15 protein-coding genes are annotated in these 14,413 nt (G+C 72.8%); 4 read left to right on the top strand and 11 right to left on the bottom strand.

Annotated features, from left to right (window positions below; translation table 11 throughout):
- Positions 1-5 precede the first annotated feature (5 nt).
- Positions 6-581, top strand: coding sequence for a TerD family protein (locus ACFZBU_RS37485; RefSeq protein WP_391588212.1), 576 nt, complete (start codon positions 6-8; stop codon positions 579-581).
- A gap of 312 nt (positions 582-893) precedes the next feature.
- Here ACFZBU_RS37485 and ACFZBU_RS37480 read toward each other — a convergent pair whose 3' ends face one another.
- Positions 894-2,072: a 4-hydroxybenzoate 3-monooxygenase gene (locus ACFZBU_RS37480; RefSeq protein WP_391588211.1), complete on the bottom strand. Its 1,179-nt coding sequence runs from the start codon at positions 2,070-2,072 to the stop codon at positions 894-896.
- Positions 2,073-2,304: 232 nt separating this feature from the next.
- On the opposite strand from ACFZBU_RS37480, the gene ACFZBU_RS37475 reads away from it, so the two are divergent.
- Both ACFZBU_RS37475 and ACFZBU_RS37470 read left to right on the top strand, forming a co-directional pair.
- The gene (locus tag ACFZBU_RS37475) at positions 2,305-2,988 is read left to right on the top strand and encodes a hypothetical protein (RefSeq protein ID WP_391588210.1); all 684 of its coding nucleotides are present in this window, start codon (positions 2,305-2,307) and stop codon (positions 2,986-2,988) included.
- 125 nt (positions 2,989-3,113) lie between these two features.
- Positions 3,114-3,755 (top strand): hypothetical protein, encoded by a 642-nt coding sequence (locus ACFZBU_RS37470; RefSeq protein WP_391588209.1) that lies wholly within the window; start codon positions 3,114-3,116, stop codon positions 3,753-3,755.
- Between the two features lie 79 nt (positions 3,756-3,834).
- On the opposite strand, the gene ACFZBU_RS37465 is transcribed toward ACFZBU_RS37470, so the two are convergent.
- The 7 genes from ACFZBU_RS37465 to ACFZBU_RS37435 all read right to left on the bottom strand — a co-directional run bounded on the left by ACFZBU_RS37465 (position 3,835) and on the right by ACFZBU_RS37435 (position 10,066).
- Positions 3,835-4,644 carry an IclR family transcriptional regulator gene (locus tag ACFZBU_RS37465; RefSeq protein ID WP_391588208.1) on the bottom strand — a complete coding sequence of 270 codons (810 nt, stop codon included), beginning with the start codon at positions 4,642-4,644 and terminating at the stop codon, positions 3,835-3,837.
- Between the two features lie 231 nt (positions 4,645-4,875).
- Entirely contained in the window at positions 4,876-5,244 is a 369-nt protein-coding gene (pcaC, locus tag ACFZBU_RS37460; RefSeq protein WP_391588207.1) for a 4-carboxymuconolactone decarboxylase, read from the bottom strand.
- Positions 5,245-5,296: 52 nt separating this feature from the next.
- Complete coding sequence (gene pcaD / locus ACFZBU_RS37455) at positions 5,297-6,091, bottom strand: 3-oxoadipate enol-lactonase (protein WP_391588206.1); 795 nt, start codon at positions 6,089-6,091, stop codon at positions 5,297-5,299.
- Positions 6,088-7,446 carry a 3-carboxy-cis,cis-muconate cycloisomerase gene (gene pcaB, locus ACFZBU_RS37450; protein ID WP_391588205.1) on the bottom strand — a complete coding sequence of 453 codons (1,359 nt, stop codon included), beginning with the start codon at positions 7,444-7,446 and terminating at the stop codon, positions 6,088-6,090. The genes pcaD and pcaB overlap by 4 nt, the downstream gene beginning before the upstream one ends.
- Complete coding sequence (gene pcaG / locus ACFZBU_RS37445; RefSeq protein ID WP_391588204.1) at positions 7,436-8,020, bottom strand: protocatechuate 3,4-dioxygenase subunit alpha; 585 nt, start codon at positions 8,018-8,020, stop codon at positions 7,436-7,438. Before pcaG ends, pcaB begins: the two co-directional genes overlap by 11 nt.
- Positions 8,017-8,868: a protocatechuate 3,4-dioxygenase subunit beta gene (pcaH, locus tag ACFZBU_RS37440; RefSeq protein WP_391588203.1), complete on the bottom strand. Its 852-nt coding sequence runs from the start codon at positions 8,866-8,868 to the stop codon at positions 8,017-8,019. The genes pcaG and pcaH overlap by 4 nt, the downstream gene beginning before the upstream one ends.
- A 10-nt stretch (positions 8,869-8,878) precedes the next feature.
- Entirely contained in the window at positions 8,879-10,066 is a 1,188-nt protein-coding gene (locus tag ACFZBU_RS37435; protein ID WP_391588202.1) for a thiolase family protein, read from the bottom strand.
- Between the two features lie 215 nt (positions 10,067-10,281).
- On the opposite strand from ACFZBU_RS37435, the gene ACFZBU_RS37430 reads away from it, so the two are divergent.
- Entirely contained in the window at positions 10,282-10,980 is a 699-nt protein-coding gene (locus ACFZBU_RS37430) for a hypothetical protein (RefSeq protein WP_391588201.1), read from the top strand.
- A 151-nt stretch (positions 10,981-11,131) separates the two neighbouring features.
- On the opposite strand, the gene ACFZBU_RS37425 is transcribed toward ACFZBU_RS37430, so the two are convergent.
- The 3 genes from ACFZBU_RS37425 to ACFZBU_RS37415 all read right to left on the bottom strand — a co-directional run bounded on the left by ACFZBU_RS37425 (position 11,132) and on the right by ACFZBU_RS37415 (position 14,243).
- Positions 11,132-11,710: a pyridoxamine 5'-phosphate oxidase family protein gene (locus ACFZBU_RS37425; RefSeq protein WP_391588200.1), complete on the bottom strand. Its 579-nt coding sequence runs from the start codon at positions 11,708-11,710 to the stop codon at positions 11,132-11,134.
- A gap of 150 nt (positions 11,711-11,860) precedes the next feature.
- Positions 11,861-13,387: a putative PEP-binding protein gene (locus tag ACFZBU_RS37420; RefSeq protein WP_391588199.1), complete on the bottom strand. Its 1,527-nt coding sequence runs from the start codon at positions 13,385-13,387 to the stop codon at positions 11,861-11,863.
- A gap of 346 nt (positions 13,388-13,733) precedes the next feature.
- Entirely contained in the window at positions 13,734-14,243 is a 510-nt protein-coding gene (locus tag ACFZBU_RS37415) for a MarR family winged helix-turn-helix transcriptional regulator (protein WP_391588198.1), read from the bottom strand.
- Between the last annotated feature and the right edge of the window lie 170 nt (positions 14,244-14,413).

Raw genomic sequence — 14,413 nt, 5'->3', positions numbered from 1 at the left:
CACCCATGGCCGTGAGCCTGAGCAAGGGCGGAAACGTCTCCCTGACCAAGGAGGCCCCGGGCCTGACCGCGGTCGTCGTCGGCCTCGGCTGGGACCTGCGCACGACCACGGGCGAGGACTTCGACCTCGACGCGAGCGCGATCGTGGTCAACGCGACCGGCAAGGTCTACTCCGAGCAGCACTTCGTGTTCTTCAACAACATGAAGACCCCGGACGGCACCGTCGAGCACACCGGCGACAACCGCACCGGCGAGGGCGAGGGCGACGACGAGCAGATCAAGGTCAACCTCGCGCAGCTGCCCGCGGACGTCGACAAGGTCGTCTTCCCGGTCTCGGTCTACGACGCGGACAACCGCAAGCAGTCCTTCGGCCAGGTCCGCAACGCGTTCATCCGCGTGCTGAACGCCGCCGACAACGTCGAACTCGCGCGCTACGACCTCTCCGAGGACGCGTCCACCGAGACCGCGATGCTCTTCGGCGAGCTGTACCGCGCCGGCACCGACTGGAAGTTCCGCGCCCTCGGCCAGGGCTACGCCTCCGGCCTCGCGGGCATCGCCAAGGACTTCGGCGTCAGCGTCTGACACTCGCACCGCGGGTAACCCACCTTCGGCCTCGGCAGCATCAAACGCCGCCGGACCAAGTGGCCCCGAACGCCGGCCGGGCCCTCACAGCCCGGCCGGCGTTCCTGCGCCCCGACACCCCGCATGCCGAATCCCCCAGCCAGGCAAACTCAGCCCGGCCGGCGCTTGAGGCCAAGCAGCCCGGCCGGCGCTTGAGGGCAATCAGCCCGGCCGGCGCTTGAGGCCAAACAGCCCGCCCGGCGCTTGAGGGCAATCAGCCCGGCCGGCGCATGAGGCCACCGAGGCCGCAGGCGAGGCCGCCCGGGGACGTGTTCACGAACCCCAGGCGTAGCCGACATAGTTCTCGGCCAGCGAAGCCATCGCCGCGTCGGAGTCCGCCACGTACTCCAGGTGCGCCACCTGGCACCGCCGATCGAACTCGGACGCGTCCACGCCCGTGTGCAGCAGCGTGGTCATCCAGTACGAGAAGTGCTCGGCCCGCCACACCCGCCGCAGACACGCATCGCTGTACGCGTCCAGCCCGTCCCGCGAGCCGCCGCTCCCGAACCACTCCCCGCACGCATCCGCCAGGACCCGCACGTCCGCCATCGCCAGGTTCAACCCCTTGGCCCCCGTGGGCGGCACGATGTGCGCCGCGTCCCCGGCCAGGAACAGCCGTCCGAAGCTCATCGGCTCGGCCACGAAGCTCCGCATCGGGGTGATGCCGCGCTCGCTGATCGGCCCCTCGTCGAGCGTCCACCCCGGCAACGCGAGCCGCTCGCGCAGCTCCGCCCAGATCCGCTCGTCCGGCCAGTCGGCGAGCTTGGCGTCCGGGTCCACCTGGAGGTACAACCGGCTCACCCGCGCCGACCGCATGCTGTGCAGCGCGAACCCGCGCTCGCTGTACGCGTAGATCAGGTCGTCGGTGGACGGCGCGACGTCCGCCAGCACGCCCAGCCACGCGAACGGATAGCTGCGCTCGTAGGTCTTCAGCACATCCGCCGGAATCGTCGGCCGGGACACCCCGTGGAACCCGTCGCATCCCGCGACCAAGTCGCACTCGAGAGTCTCCTCGACCCCGTCCCGGACGAACCGGATCCGCGGCGCGTCCCCCTCGACGCCCTCGATCGCGGTCACCGGCGTGTCGAAGTACAGCCGCGCGCCCTCGTCCACGCGCTTGGCGATCAGGTCCTTGACGATCTCGGTCTGCCCGTACACGGTCACCGACCGACCACCGGTCCGACTCGGGAAGTCGATGTGCCGGTCCCGCCCGGCGAACCGCAGGTGGATCCCGTGGTGCACGAGGCCCTCACGATCCAGCCGATCCGCCGCGCCCGCCTCACGCAGCACGTCGACGGTGGCCTGCTCCAACATGCCCGCGCGCTGGCGCTGCTCGCAGTACTCGCGGCTGCGCGCCTCCAACACGACCGAGTCGATCCCCCGGTTGTGCAGCAGCTGCGACAGGAGCAGACCCGCCGGGCCCGCACCGATGATCGCGACCTGTGTCCGCATCCGTCCGCTCCTCACACCGCTGTACCGATCCGCCCCAGGCTTGCCCATCCCGTCCTCCCGAACCTCCTTCGCCTTCCGGTGGCCGGAAACCCGATCCGCGGGCGGCGTTTGGTCTGCCCAGACCAGGCAAGGCATGAGACGTCGAGCATGAGCGGAAACCCCCGATATACGGAGTGCGTCCGCTGTCATACCTAAATGCACGATCCGAGACCCAACCCATTTGGGAGTTCCCGTGAACACGACAGCGACCGTCATCCTGATCGTGGTGATCGTCGTCGTCCTCGCCGCCGCGGCCTTCTTCGCGGGCCGTCCGATGTTGCGGCGCAGGCACCTTCAGGCTCGATTCGGCCCCGAGTACGACCGGGCCGTCGAGCAGTACGGCGACCGGCGCGAGGCCGAGCGCAACCTGGTCGAGCGCGAGCGTCGGCACAGCGAACTCACGCTCAAGCCGCTGGACCCCGCCGCACGGGAGAAGTACGCCACCGAGTGGACCGCGGTCCAGGAGCGGTTCGTCGACGCTCCCGACGACGCGGTGCAGGAGGCGGACGAACTGATCACCCGGCTGATGCACGAACGCGGCTACCCCACCGGCGCGCACGACAAGCGCATGGAGCTGCTGTCCGTCGAGCACGGGCACACCCTGGACCACTACCGCAAGGCGCACGACATCGCCCGGCGCAGTGAAGCCGGCGAGGCCGAGACCGAGGACCTGCGCCAGGCGATGATCCACCACCGCGCCCTGTTCGACGATCTGCTGGGGCAGCCCTACCGGCCGCGTCGCGGCGGCACCGCGTCGACGTCCGACTCCGCCGACGCGGCCCCCACGACGCACGACGGGCACACCGACCAGTGGCAGGCCGCGCCGGGCGAGGCGAACTCGCCCCGGCTGGATGCCTCGAAGCCCGAACAACGCTGATCTTCGGCCCGGCCGACACCACGTCGGCCGGGCCGCCACAAGGGATTCACCCGCCGGGGCGTCCTCACCGGGACGTCTCGCGCAGCGGCGCGACATCCGTCGTACCGGACGAGAGGACCACACCGATGCGCAAGCAGAACTTCCCGAACGGGCCGGGCGCTTCCGGTCCCGGCCGGGACGACGCACCCATAGTCGAGCGCGACGAACGAGACCGCGCCGCCCGCCAGGCCAGGGTCACCGACGGCCCCGGTCCGAGCGTGGACAGCCCGCCCGAGTCGCCCGCCCGTGCCATGCCGCACCAGCAGCACGACCAGGCGGAGCCCTACGGCACCACCGTGCACCCGACCCCCCGGACCGGCCGTGACGCGCCGCCGCCCCCGCCGACGAGCCCGCCGGCCGGGGCCGGTCCGCGAAGCACGACCGCCGGCGCCGGGTCCACCAAGGACCGGACCCGGACGGACGACTCCGGCCATCGAGGCAACGACGACGTCCACGACGACGATGCGGCCATGTTCGACCGGGCCGCCGCCGAGGAACTCAACCACCGCTTCCGCGAGGCACTCGCCGGATTCGTGGACAGCCCCTCGGACGCCGTCTCGGAGGCGGACGACATCGCGGCCCAGGTCACCAAGCTGGTGACCGACTCGATTCAGACCCGACGCACCGAACTGGAGCAGACCAAGCGCACTGCCGGCGGGGACACCGAGCAGTTGCGGCTCGCATTGCACAAGTACCGGACGTTCCTGCAGAGCATGCTCAAGCTCTGAGCGCACGAGCCCCGAGCCGTCGAGCACGGGGCCACCGGGCACAGGGCGCGACCGCACGCGGCGCCAGGGGCGGGGATTTTCACCCACGCGGGTGACAGTCCCCGCCCGCACGCATGTCCGCGTCGCCGCCGATGTCCCCGCTCCCGGTCCAGTGCTGGGCCACATCCCGCGACAGGGCCCTGGCGGCGGTCGTCACGGTCGGGACCAGCCGACGCAGGTCGGCCGTACGGCGTCCGGTCACCAACGACAGCGCGGCGACCACCGAGTCGTGCCGGTCCCGGATCGGCGCCGCCACCGAGTGCGCGCCGACGGTCATCTCGCCGGACGTGGTGGCCACGCCCGTACGGCGGATCTCGGTCAGGCACTCGCGCAGCCGGTCCGGGTCGGTGATGGTGCGCGTCGTGTGCGGCGCGAGCGGCTCGGTCAGCACCCGCTCGCGCAACTGCCTCGGTGCGTAGGCGAGCAGCACCTTGCCGACGCCGGTGGCGTGCAGCGGGAGTTCGGTGCCCACCCGGGTGACGATCGGCATCGAGCGGGTGCCGCGCAGCCGCTCCAGATAGAGCGCCTTCCCGTCGCGCAGCACCGCGAGCTGCACGTTCTCGTGGGTCGCCTCGTACAGATCCTCCATGTGCGGCAACGCGAGATCACGCAGGTCGGTCGCGGCGTGCGCCTGGGCACCGATGTGCCACAGCTTGACCCCGACCCGGTACGACCCGTCGTCGAGCCGCTCCAGCAGACCGCCGCCGACCAACTCGGCCACGAGTCGATGTCCGGTGGCCAGCGCGAGGTCCGCCCGCCGGCACACCTCGGTCAGACTCAGCCGCCCGTCCCCGGCCGCGAACGCACCGAGGATGGCCATCACCTTGCCGGTGACCGTAACCGGCGTCATAGCCCCACCTCCGTGCCGGGAACTTCCATTCAGTGGAACCCATCTCCCCCACCAAACCAAATCCCCGCCACGCCCCGGCCACGGCCGATCCCCCGAACCCCACCGAAATCAGCCCGTCCGGCGTTTGAGGACAACCCACCAACGGCCCACCAAACCGCAGCCCGCCCCACCAGGCCCACCAACCCCAGCCCGTCCGGCGTTTGAGGACAACGGCCGGCCGCAGGCCAAGGCCTACTCGCCCAACTCCGTGCGCACCCGCTGCGCCACCGCAAAGGCACTGTTCGCCGCCGGCACCCCGCAGTAGATCGCCGTCTGCAACAGGACCTCCTTGATCTCGTCCCAGCTCAGCCCATTCGTGCGCGCCGCGCGAAGATGCATCGCGAGCTCGTCCATGTGGTTGTGCGCGACCAGCGCCGTGAGCGTGATGCAGCTGCGCGTGCGCCGATCCAACCCGGGCCGCGTCCAGATCTCGCCCCACGCGTAACGCGTGATCAGATCCTGGTAGTCGGCCGTCAGTTCGGTGGTCCCGGCCACCGCCCGATCCACATGCGCGTCCCCCAAGACCTCCCGCCGCACCCGCATGCCCTCGGAGTGGCTCATCCGGCCACCTCCGCCGCCAGGCGCGAGCGCATACCCTCTGCGTGGCTCATCCTCAGGCCTCCGCCGCCAGGCGGGAGCGCGTCGCCGCCAGGTGCGCGCCCATCGCCGAGGTGACCGTCTCCGCCTGCTGGATGTTCGCCAGGTGCGCCGCGTCGGCGACCTCGACCAGCGTCGCCCCGGGAATCCCGGCCGCCAGCTCGCGCGCGTGTTCGAGCGGCGTCGACGGATCCTGCTCCGCGCCGATCACCAGCGTGGGCACGTCGATCCGGCCCAGCTCCGCACGCAGGTCGTAGCGCGCCAGCGCATCGCAGCAGCCCGCGTACCCCTCCGGCGGACACGCGTACAACATGTCCAGGATCCGTTGCACGGCCGCCGGCTCGCGCCGCACGTACTCGGGCGTGAACCAGCGCTGGATCACCGTGTCGGCCAGCTGCCGCATGCCCTGCGAGCGCACCGTCGCGGCCCGGTCCAGCCACGCCTGCGGCTCGCCGAAGCGCGCCGAGGAGCAGCACGCGATCAGGGCGGTCAGCCGCTCGGAATGGTGCACGCCCATCCACAGACCGACCGCGCCGCCGAGCGAGACACCGGCATAGGCGAACCGCTTGATGCCGTACGAGTCGGCCAACGTGAGCACGTCGCCGACCAGGTCGCCGACCGACGCGGTGCCCGGTACCGGGTGGGACCTGCCGTGTCCGCGCAGGTCGTAGCGCAGTACCCGGTGGTGCCGGGACAACTCCGGGATCTGCGCGTCCCACATGCCCAGTTCGGTGCCCAGCGAGGGGCCGAGGATCAACACCGGGGCGTCGGCCGGGCCGTCGAAGCGGTGGTTGAGCGTGGCGATCGTCATTGGTCCTTCTCTTGGAACACGGTGCGATGGTGCGCGAGCGCCCGGTCGATCAGAGCCGGGGCCGAGCCGATGTAGGCGGCCGGGTCGAAAACCGCCTCGTCCAACCGCCCCAGCACATCACGAAGGGGCCGGCCGGTCCGCGCCGAGGTCCGGGATGCGTCGGTGAGCAGGCTTCGCGCCGCCTCCTTGCCGAGCTCGGCGGTCAACTCGCCGGCCAGCCGCTCGGACACGATCCGCCCGCCGGTCAGCTCCAGGTTGGCCCGCATCCGGTCCGGGAGGACCTCCAGCCCCTCGGCCAGTTCGGCCGCCGTCTCGGCCGCGCCGCCGGCCAGCCGCAGTGCCGCGCGCAGCGGCTGCCACTCGGCGTGCCACGCGCCGGCCGGGCGCTCGTGCTCGGCGCCGGCCATCGACGCGGCCAGCGTCGACACGTACCCGGGCAGTTGCCGGGCGGCCGAGACGATCAGCACCGAGAGCACCGGGTTGCGCTTGTGCGGCATCGCGGACGAGCCGCCTCGACCCGCGCCGGCCGGTTCGGCGACCTCGCCCACCTCGGTCTGGCCGAGCAGCGCGACGTCGCCGGCGAATTTGCCCAGCGCGCCGGTGACCTGGGCACAGGCGCCGGCCAGGTCCAGGATCGGGGTGCGCAGCGTGTGCCAGGGCAGTACCGGCTCGGCCAGCGCGAGCTCGGCGGCGAACGGTGCGAGCAGCGCGATCGCGTGCTCGCCGAGCGCGGCCAGGGTGCCCGCCGCACCGCCGAGTTGCGCGGGCAGCGCGGCGCGGACCGTGCGGGTGCGGGCGTAGGCGTCGGTGACCAGGACGCACCACCCGGCGGCCTTGAGCCCGAAGGTGGTCGGGACGGCGTGTTGGGTCAGTGTGCGGCCGGCCATGACCGTGCTCCGGTGCCGCTCGGCGAGGTCGGCCAGCGCCGCGGCGGTCCGGGCCAGGTCGGGCAGGGTCGCGTCCAGCGCGCGGGCGGCCACCAGCATCGCGGCGCTGTCCACGACGTCCTGGCTGGTCGCGCCCAGGTGCACGTGCTCGGCGGCGGCCGGGTCGAGCGCCCGGACCGCAGCGGTCAACTCGCGCACCAGCGGTACGACCGGGTTGCCCGCGCCGCGCGCCCGGCGGGCCAGGTCGAGCACGTCGAACCGGGCCCGGGAGCCGGCCTCGATCGCGGTGGCGGAGGCGGCCGGGATCAGCCCGATCCGGGCCTGGGCCCGGGCGAGCGCGACCTCGACGTCGAGCAGGGCCCGCAGGTGGGCCGCATCGCTCGTGACTGCCTCGACCGCGGTCCCGGCCCGGACCGGCTCCAGCAGCCCGGCGTCGACCGCATCGGCTGAATCAGCGTCAAACAGCAAGGAAAACGGTCTCCTGCTCGCCCTGGATGTGCACGTCGAAGCGGTAGGAGCCCGATTCCTCCCGCACCGCGATCAGCGTCTCATGCCGACTCGGCGGAACCAGTGCGAAGAGCGGGTCCGCGTGCCGGTCGTCCTCGGGGAAGTACACCCGCGTGACCGCCCTGCGCAACATGCCGCGCGCGAACACCGACATCGCCAGATACGGGTTCGCGGCACCGCTCGGCGCGCCGGGCCGCACGGTGTTGAACGCGTACCTCCCGAGCCGGTCCACCGCCGCCCTGCCCCACCCGGTGAACGTGCTGCCGTCGCGCGCGAACGAACCCTGCGCGCGCGGGAATCGGCCCGCCGCGTCGGCCTGCCAGATCTCCAGTACCGCGTCCGGGACGGGTTCGCCCGCACCGTCGTACACGGTTCCGTGCACCCGGATCGCGCCCGGAGCGTGCGCCGGGACCAGGTCCGGGCCGCCGGCGTACGGCAGCGCGTAGCCGAAGAACGGCCCGACGGTCTGCGACGGGGTGAGCCCGCCGTCCGGGTTCGGCGTGGCGCCCTGTGTGTCGGTCGGCCAGGTGTTCATCGGTCCTCCGTCGGGGTCGCGCTCGCGCCGCCGAGCACGATGTCCCACCGATAGCCGAGTGCCCACTCGTTCTCGGTGGTGTCCATGTCGAACGCGGCGATCATCCGACGGCGTGCCCGGTCGTCACGGACCGCGTTGAAGATCGGGTCGTACGCGAACAGCGGGTCACCCGGAAAGTACATCTGGGTGACCAGACGCTGGGTGAAGGCGGTGCCGAACAGCGAGAAGTGGATGTGCGCGGGTCGCCAGGCGTTGTGGTGATTGCGCCAGGGGTAGGCGCCGGGCTTGATCGTGACGAACCGGTAGCGGCCCTCGGCGTCGGTGAGGCAGCGGCCCGCGCCGGTGAAGTTGGGGTCCGTCGGGGCCGGGTGCCGGTCGCCCTTGTGCAGGTAGCGGCCGGCCGCGTTCGCCTGCCACACCTCGACGAGTTGATCGCGCAACGGACGGCCGGACTCGTCCAGCACCCGGCCGGTGACGATGATCCGCTCGCCGAGCGGTTCGCCGACGTGTTGCCGGGTGAGGTCGAAGTCGAGCGGGTGCACGTCGGCGACGCCGAACACCGGGCCGGTGAGCTCGGTGTCACCGCTCGGCGGGATCACCAACGGCTGTCGGGGGCTGCGCAGTCGGGTGCTCTTGTAGGGGGCGAAGTCGAACTCCGGGAGCCGGTGCGGGATGGCCTCCGGCCGCGGTTGTGCACCGTCCGTGCCGCCGGAGCGGCTCGCACCGCCGGTGTCCTTCGTGCCGCCGGTGCCGTTCGTGCCGTTCGTGCCGCCGGTGCCGCCCGCACCGGCGAAGCCGGGAGCACCGCCGGGGCCGCCGGGGCCGCTCGTACTGCTCGTAGTGCTCATCCGAAAGTCCTCACTTCTCCAGCGTGACGGCCAGGCCCTGGCCGACCCCGATGCACAGCGCCGCCATCCCGAAACCGGTGCCGCGTCGGTGCAGTTGGTGGGCGAGTGTGCCCAGCACCCGGGCGCCGGAAGCGCCGAGCGGGTGGCCGAGCGCGAGCGCGCCGCCGAGCGGGTTGACCACGGCCGGGTCCAGGTCGGCCCATTCGCCCAGGCAGGCCAGCGCCTGGGCGGCGAACGCCTCGTTGAGCTCGACCACGTCCAGGTCGGCGAAGCCGCGGCCGGCCTTGGCCAGCGCCCGGCGGGCCGCCTCGACCGGGCCGATCCCGAAGTACTGCGGCTCGACACCGTGCACGCCGCTCGCGGTGATCCGGGCCAGCGGTTCGCGGCCGAGTTCGCGCAGGCCCGCCGCATCGGTGACCAGGAGCGCGGCGGCGCCGTCGTTGAGCGGCGAGGCGTTGCCGGCGGTGATCGTGCCGTCCGGCCGGAAGGAGGGCTTGAGCTTCGCCAGCACCTCGACGGTGCTGCCGGGCCGGATCGACTCGTCCCGGGCCAGGTCCACGCCGGCGACCGGCACCACCTCGTCTGCGAACGCGCCGGCGGTCCACGCGGCGTCGGCCCTGGCATGCGAACGGGCCGCGTAGGTGTCCTGGGCGTCCCGGGTCACCCCGTACTTCGCGGCGAGTTGTTCGGTGGCCTCGCCGAGGCCGACGGTCCACTCGGCGGGCATGCGCGGGTTGACCAGCCGCCAACCGAGCGTGGTCGAGTGCAGGGTCTCGTGGCCGGCGGGGTAGCCCCTGCCGGGCTTGGCCAGCACCCACGGCGCGCGCGACATCGACTCGACGCCGCCGGCGACCACGATCGACGCGTCACCGACCGCGACGGCGCGCGCCGCCTGGATCACCGCCTCCAGGCCGGATCCGCACAGCCGGTTCACCGTCACGCCGGGCACCGAGGTGGGCAGGCCCGCGAGCAGCACGGCCATCCGCGCCACGTCCCGGTTGTCCTCGCCGGCGCCGTTGGCGGCGCCGAACACCACGTCGTCGATCCGCGCGGGGTCCAGATCGGGCGTACGGTCGACCAGCGCGCGCAGCACGGACGCGGCCAGGTCGTCCGGCCGCACCTCGGCGAGCGCACCGCCGTAGCGGCCGATGGGCGTGCGTACGGCGTCCACGAGATAGACGTCCCTGAGCCCGTTCACGCGGTCTCCCTTCTGTGCCGGCGGCGGTGTCCCTCCCGCACACGGTGCCCGGTCGCCTCCCGCCGCGGGCGGCTCGCATTCCGCTCAGCGGAAGCCGGGTGCCCCGGAGCGATCCCGGATTTTTGCCCGACCGCGACCACCGGGCCGGGGTCGCACCGCTAGCCTCTGATCGCCCTGCCGCGTCCGCGGCGTGGCTCCACGGGGAGGCGACGCACATGGCGGTGCGCAAGGCAACGATGCAACGGCAGATCGCGGAGGCGGTGGCCGCGGCCAACCCGGGTGATCAGCCGCTCGCCACGATGTTCGTGGTCCGCGGCCCGAACCCGATGTTGTTCGCGCTGTTCGGTGCGGTCGGCGCATTGATCGGGGCGTCGATGTCCGACTACTACTTCCTGACGGTCACCCAGCAGGGGGTGATGTTCCACAAGGCGAGCGCGCTCTCCAGCAGGCCCAAGGAGGTCGCCTACGCGCTGACCCACGCCCAGGCCGGCGCGCTGGTCTCCGAGTTGAAGATCAACGCGACCTGGAGCCGGATGCACTTCTGGTTCCCCGGCCGGGATCGCCCCGCCAAGCTCAACTTCCCCCGCCCCTGGCGCGCCGAGGGCGAATGGATCTTCCGCTTCCTGATCGACGCGTACAACGCCTCCGGCGGCCAACAGCAGCCGTACGGCGCGCAGGTCCCCAACCAGCACGCACCCCAGCAGAACCAGTACCCGGGCCAGGGTCCGCAGCCGCCGCAACCGGCGCAGCCGCCGCACCAGTACCCGAATCAGTACCCGGGCCAGACCCCCCAGGCGCCGCAGGCCGCGAACCCGTACCCGGCCGGGCCGCCGCAGCCTCCCGCCGGCTACCCGCCGCAGGCCCCGAACCCGTACGCGCAATACCCCCAACAGGGCGGCCCGCCCACCGGCTGACCCGACCCACCCCGCCTGCTCACGCCCCCGGCGCCAGGCGTCGATCCGGCGAGCCCGACATCCCGGCGCCGAAGAACGACCCACCCACGCCCCGGCGCCGCCCCGCCGCGTGGCGGGCCGGCGCGCCGGACAGAACCTGTCCGCGCAGACCCTAGCCGCGCAGGGGAAGGGGCAGCGGGACCGCGGGCAGGCCGTCGATACTGGCTGCGTTGTAGGGCTTGTTGCCGGTGTACTCGACGAACTCCGCGTCGGTCTTGCGGGACATGAACTCCTCGTGCAGCGTGCGCTCCTCGCGGTAGTCCATGAACGGGACCGCGTAGCCGCAGGTGTCGCTGATCAGCGTCGCGCGTACCACCACGACCGCCCGCAGTCCGTCCGCGTCCGCGTCGCCGAACCGGGCCACCAGGTCGGGAAAGCGCGGATCGTCACGGAAGACCGCCTCGCCGATCCCGTGCACTCGAACGATCTTCGGCGGGCCCTCGAACGCGCACCACATCAGCGTGATCCGGCCGTTCTCCCGCAGGTGCGCGATGGTCTCGGCGTGGCTGCCGCCGAAGTCCAGGTAGGCCACCGTCGTGTCGTCCAGCACGGCGAGCGTGCCGGAGCGGCCCTTCGGCGACACGTTGACGTGCCCGTCCTCGGCGAGCGGCGCGCTCGCCACGAAGAAGACCGGCTGGGCCTCGATGAACGCTCGCAGGCGGCCGTCCATGTGCGCATACGTCTTTCCCATGTCCGCATTATCCGGGCCGGCCTCGATCGACCCCATCGAATCGTCCGATGATCTCGATCCACGGACACCCCGCCCGATCTCGGCAGCCGGTCCGTTCCGCCGTCCCCCTCCGTCCCCGGCCACCCCGCCGCCGTCCCGGGACGGCGCGTCTCAGTACGCCCGCACCGCCGCTCGCACCCGGGACAGCGCGGTGGGCGCCACCGACACCGCGTCGCAGCCGAGCCGGACCAGATGCGGCAGCACCGCCGGATCCGCCGCGGCGTCCCCGCACAGCGACACCGCGCGACCGCGCGCGTGTCCGGCCCGGATGGTCTGCGCAATGGCGTCCAACACCCGCGGATGCGCCGCCGAGGCAGGGGTCAGCCGCGGGTCGTCCCGGCTCAGCCCGAGCAGTCGGGAGGTCAGGTCGTTGGTGCCCAGCGACAGGAAGTCGGCGTGCTCGGCGAGGTCGTCCACCTGGTCGAGCACCTGCGGCAGTTCCACCATCGCGCCCAACGGCGGCGGGGCCAGCCCCAGTTCCGCACACGCGGCGGCGAGCAGCCCCCGAACGTGCTTGATCCGCCGGGGATGGTCGACCATCGGCAACAACAGCGCGACCTCGACGCCCGTCTCCGCCGCCGCACGCATGATGCCGCGCAACTGCGCGGTCAGGGCGTCCGATCCGGGCAGCGTGATACGCCGGTCGCGCAGGAACGGCGGCCGTTTGTCGCCGGTGAAGTCCAGCGTGCGCACCACCACCGGACCCGGCGGCACGGCGGCCAGCACCGGTGCCAGCACGGCCACCTGCCGCTCCTCGTCCGGCCAGCCCGACTCCTCGGTGAGGAACGGCAGTTCGGTCCGCAGCAGGCCGACCCCCTCGGAGCCCGCCTCGGCCGCCGCGAGCGCGTCCGAGACGGTGGCCACGTTCGCCCGGACCCGGATCCGCCGCCCGTCCCGGGTCATCGCCTGCCCCGCACCGCCACCGGGCACCCGCCGAGGCGCCGGGATGGTGCGCACCCGCGCGCCGGCGTTGGCCTCGACCGTGCCCGCCTCGCCGTCCACCAGGATCAGGTCCTCGGCCAGCTCGGCCAGCGCGGCCACCGGGATGCCCAGGACCAGCGGTATCCCCAACGACCTTGCCACGATGGCCAGATGCCCGGTCGGTCCGCCCCGCTCGGAGACCGCCGCGGCCGGCTGCGGGCCGCGCAGCAGGTCCATCGCCGCAAGCTCCGCCCCCACCAGCACCGCCGGTGCGCCGCCCGGGAGTTGCCCGCCGGTCGGGTCCTCGCCGCGCAGCAGCGCCTCGGCCTGCCGGCCCACGTCGCGCACGTCCACGGCACGCTCGGCGATCAGGTCGTCGTCGAAGCCGGCCAGCAGGTCGGCGAAGTCGTGTACGGCCGCGGCCAGCGCGTCGATCGGCGCCAGGCCCGCCGCGAGGTGTCGCGCGGCGCCGTCACGCAGTTCCCGATCCCGTGCGATCAGGGCGGCGAACTCGACGATGTCCGCCTCCGCCGGCCGACCGCGGGTGCGCAGTGCGCCGGCCAGGTCGTCCATGTGCCGGGCCACGGTGTCCAGCGCCTCCGGGATATCGGCCGGCGCCGCCGGGGTCGGCACACCGCCCGCACCGACCCGGGCCACCACGAGCCGGCCGACCGCGGAGCCCGGCGCGGCCCCCGTACCGCGCAGTACCGCGCTCATGCGACCCGGGCACGGTCGCGACCGGCCCAGTGCAGCTCTCCCACGGTGCGTCCCCTTCTTCCCACGTCGTCCAACCGCCGCACGTCGGCGCGCGCCGGTGGGCGCGCAGGCGCCGCGGCCGGTAACGGTTGCCGGCACGACACCGGTTCGACCCGGCGCAAGACAACCGCCCGGTCTCGCGACACAGTCTGCTGGACACACGGACCGTGTCCAGCCCGGCCGCACGCAAAGGGGGCGGATGGGGACGGTGGGGCGCACGAAGGGGGAAGTGGGGGACGCGGGCGCGGACTCGGCCGGGCTCGTCGGGCCCGCTCGGGTGCGCCCGGGCCCGCTCGGGTGCGCCGGCTCAGCCGGGCTCGTCGGCCTCGCGGTAGCGAACCGCGGACAGGTCGTCCACGAAGCGGCCCATCAGCGCACCGAGCGTGGCGAGGTCGTCGTCCGTCCAGCCGGACAACGCCTCCTCGAAGTGCCGGTCGCGCACCCGGCGCAACCGGCGGACCACGCCTCGGCCCTTGGGGGTCAGTCCCACCCGGGTGATCCGGCCGTCGCGCGCGTCGGTGGTGCGGGTGACCAGCTCGTCCGCCTCCAGCTTGCGCAACTCCCGGCTGACCAGCGACATGTCCATCCGGGCGAGCTTGGCCAGATCGCCGATGGCCAGCCCGCCGCCGCCCGCCTGCAACCGGGTCAGCAACACCACCGCGGGCTGCGAGACCTGTGCGCGCGAGGCGCTGGTGAGTTCGCCGTGCACGCGGCGGCTCTGCTGGAGTCGGATCAGGCGTTCGAGCGCGGTCTGGACGTGATGCCGCGACTCGTGTCGTTCCGAGGAGGGAGTGGGCGACTCGGCTGACGGGGGCACTGGGCGAGTCCTCCGGAGGGGAAGCAACGCCATACGGTTTCGTATGGCGGAGGCGGGCGTTCCACAGTCTAGGTGTGTGTCCCGACCCACAGAAGGTAATTGATGGAGTCCAGCATTGACACGTGTAGAGGCCGGTGGTTGGCTGCGCGCGTCAAGATCGACGCCGTGCG

Source organism: Embleya sp. NPDC008237 (assembly GCF_042956465.1).
Classification (GTDB): Bacteria; Actinomycetota; Actinomycetes; order Streptomycetales; family Streptomycetaceae; genus Embleya.
Note: the sequence above shows the minus strand (reverse complement) of the source record. Positions and strands in the feature narration are given on the sequence as shown.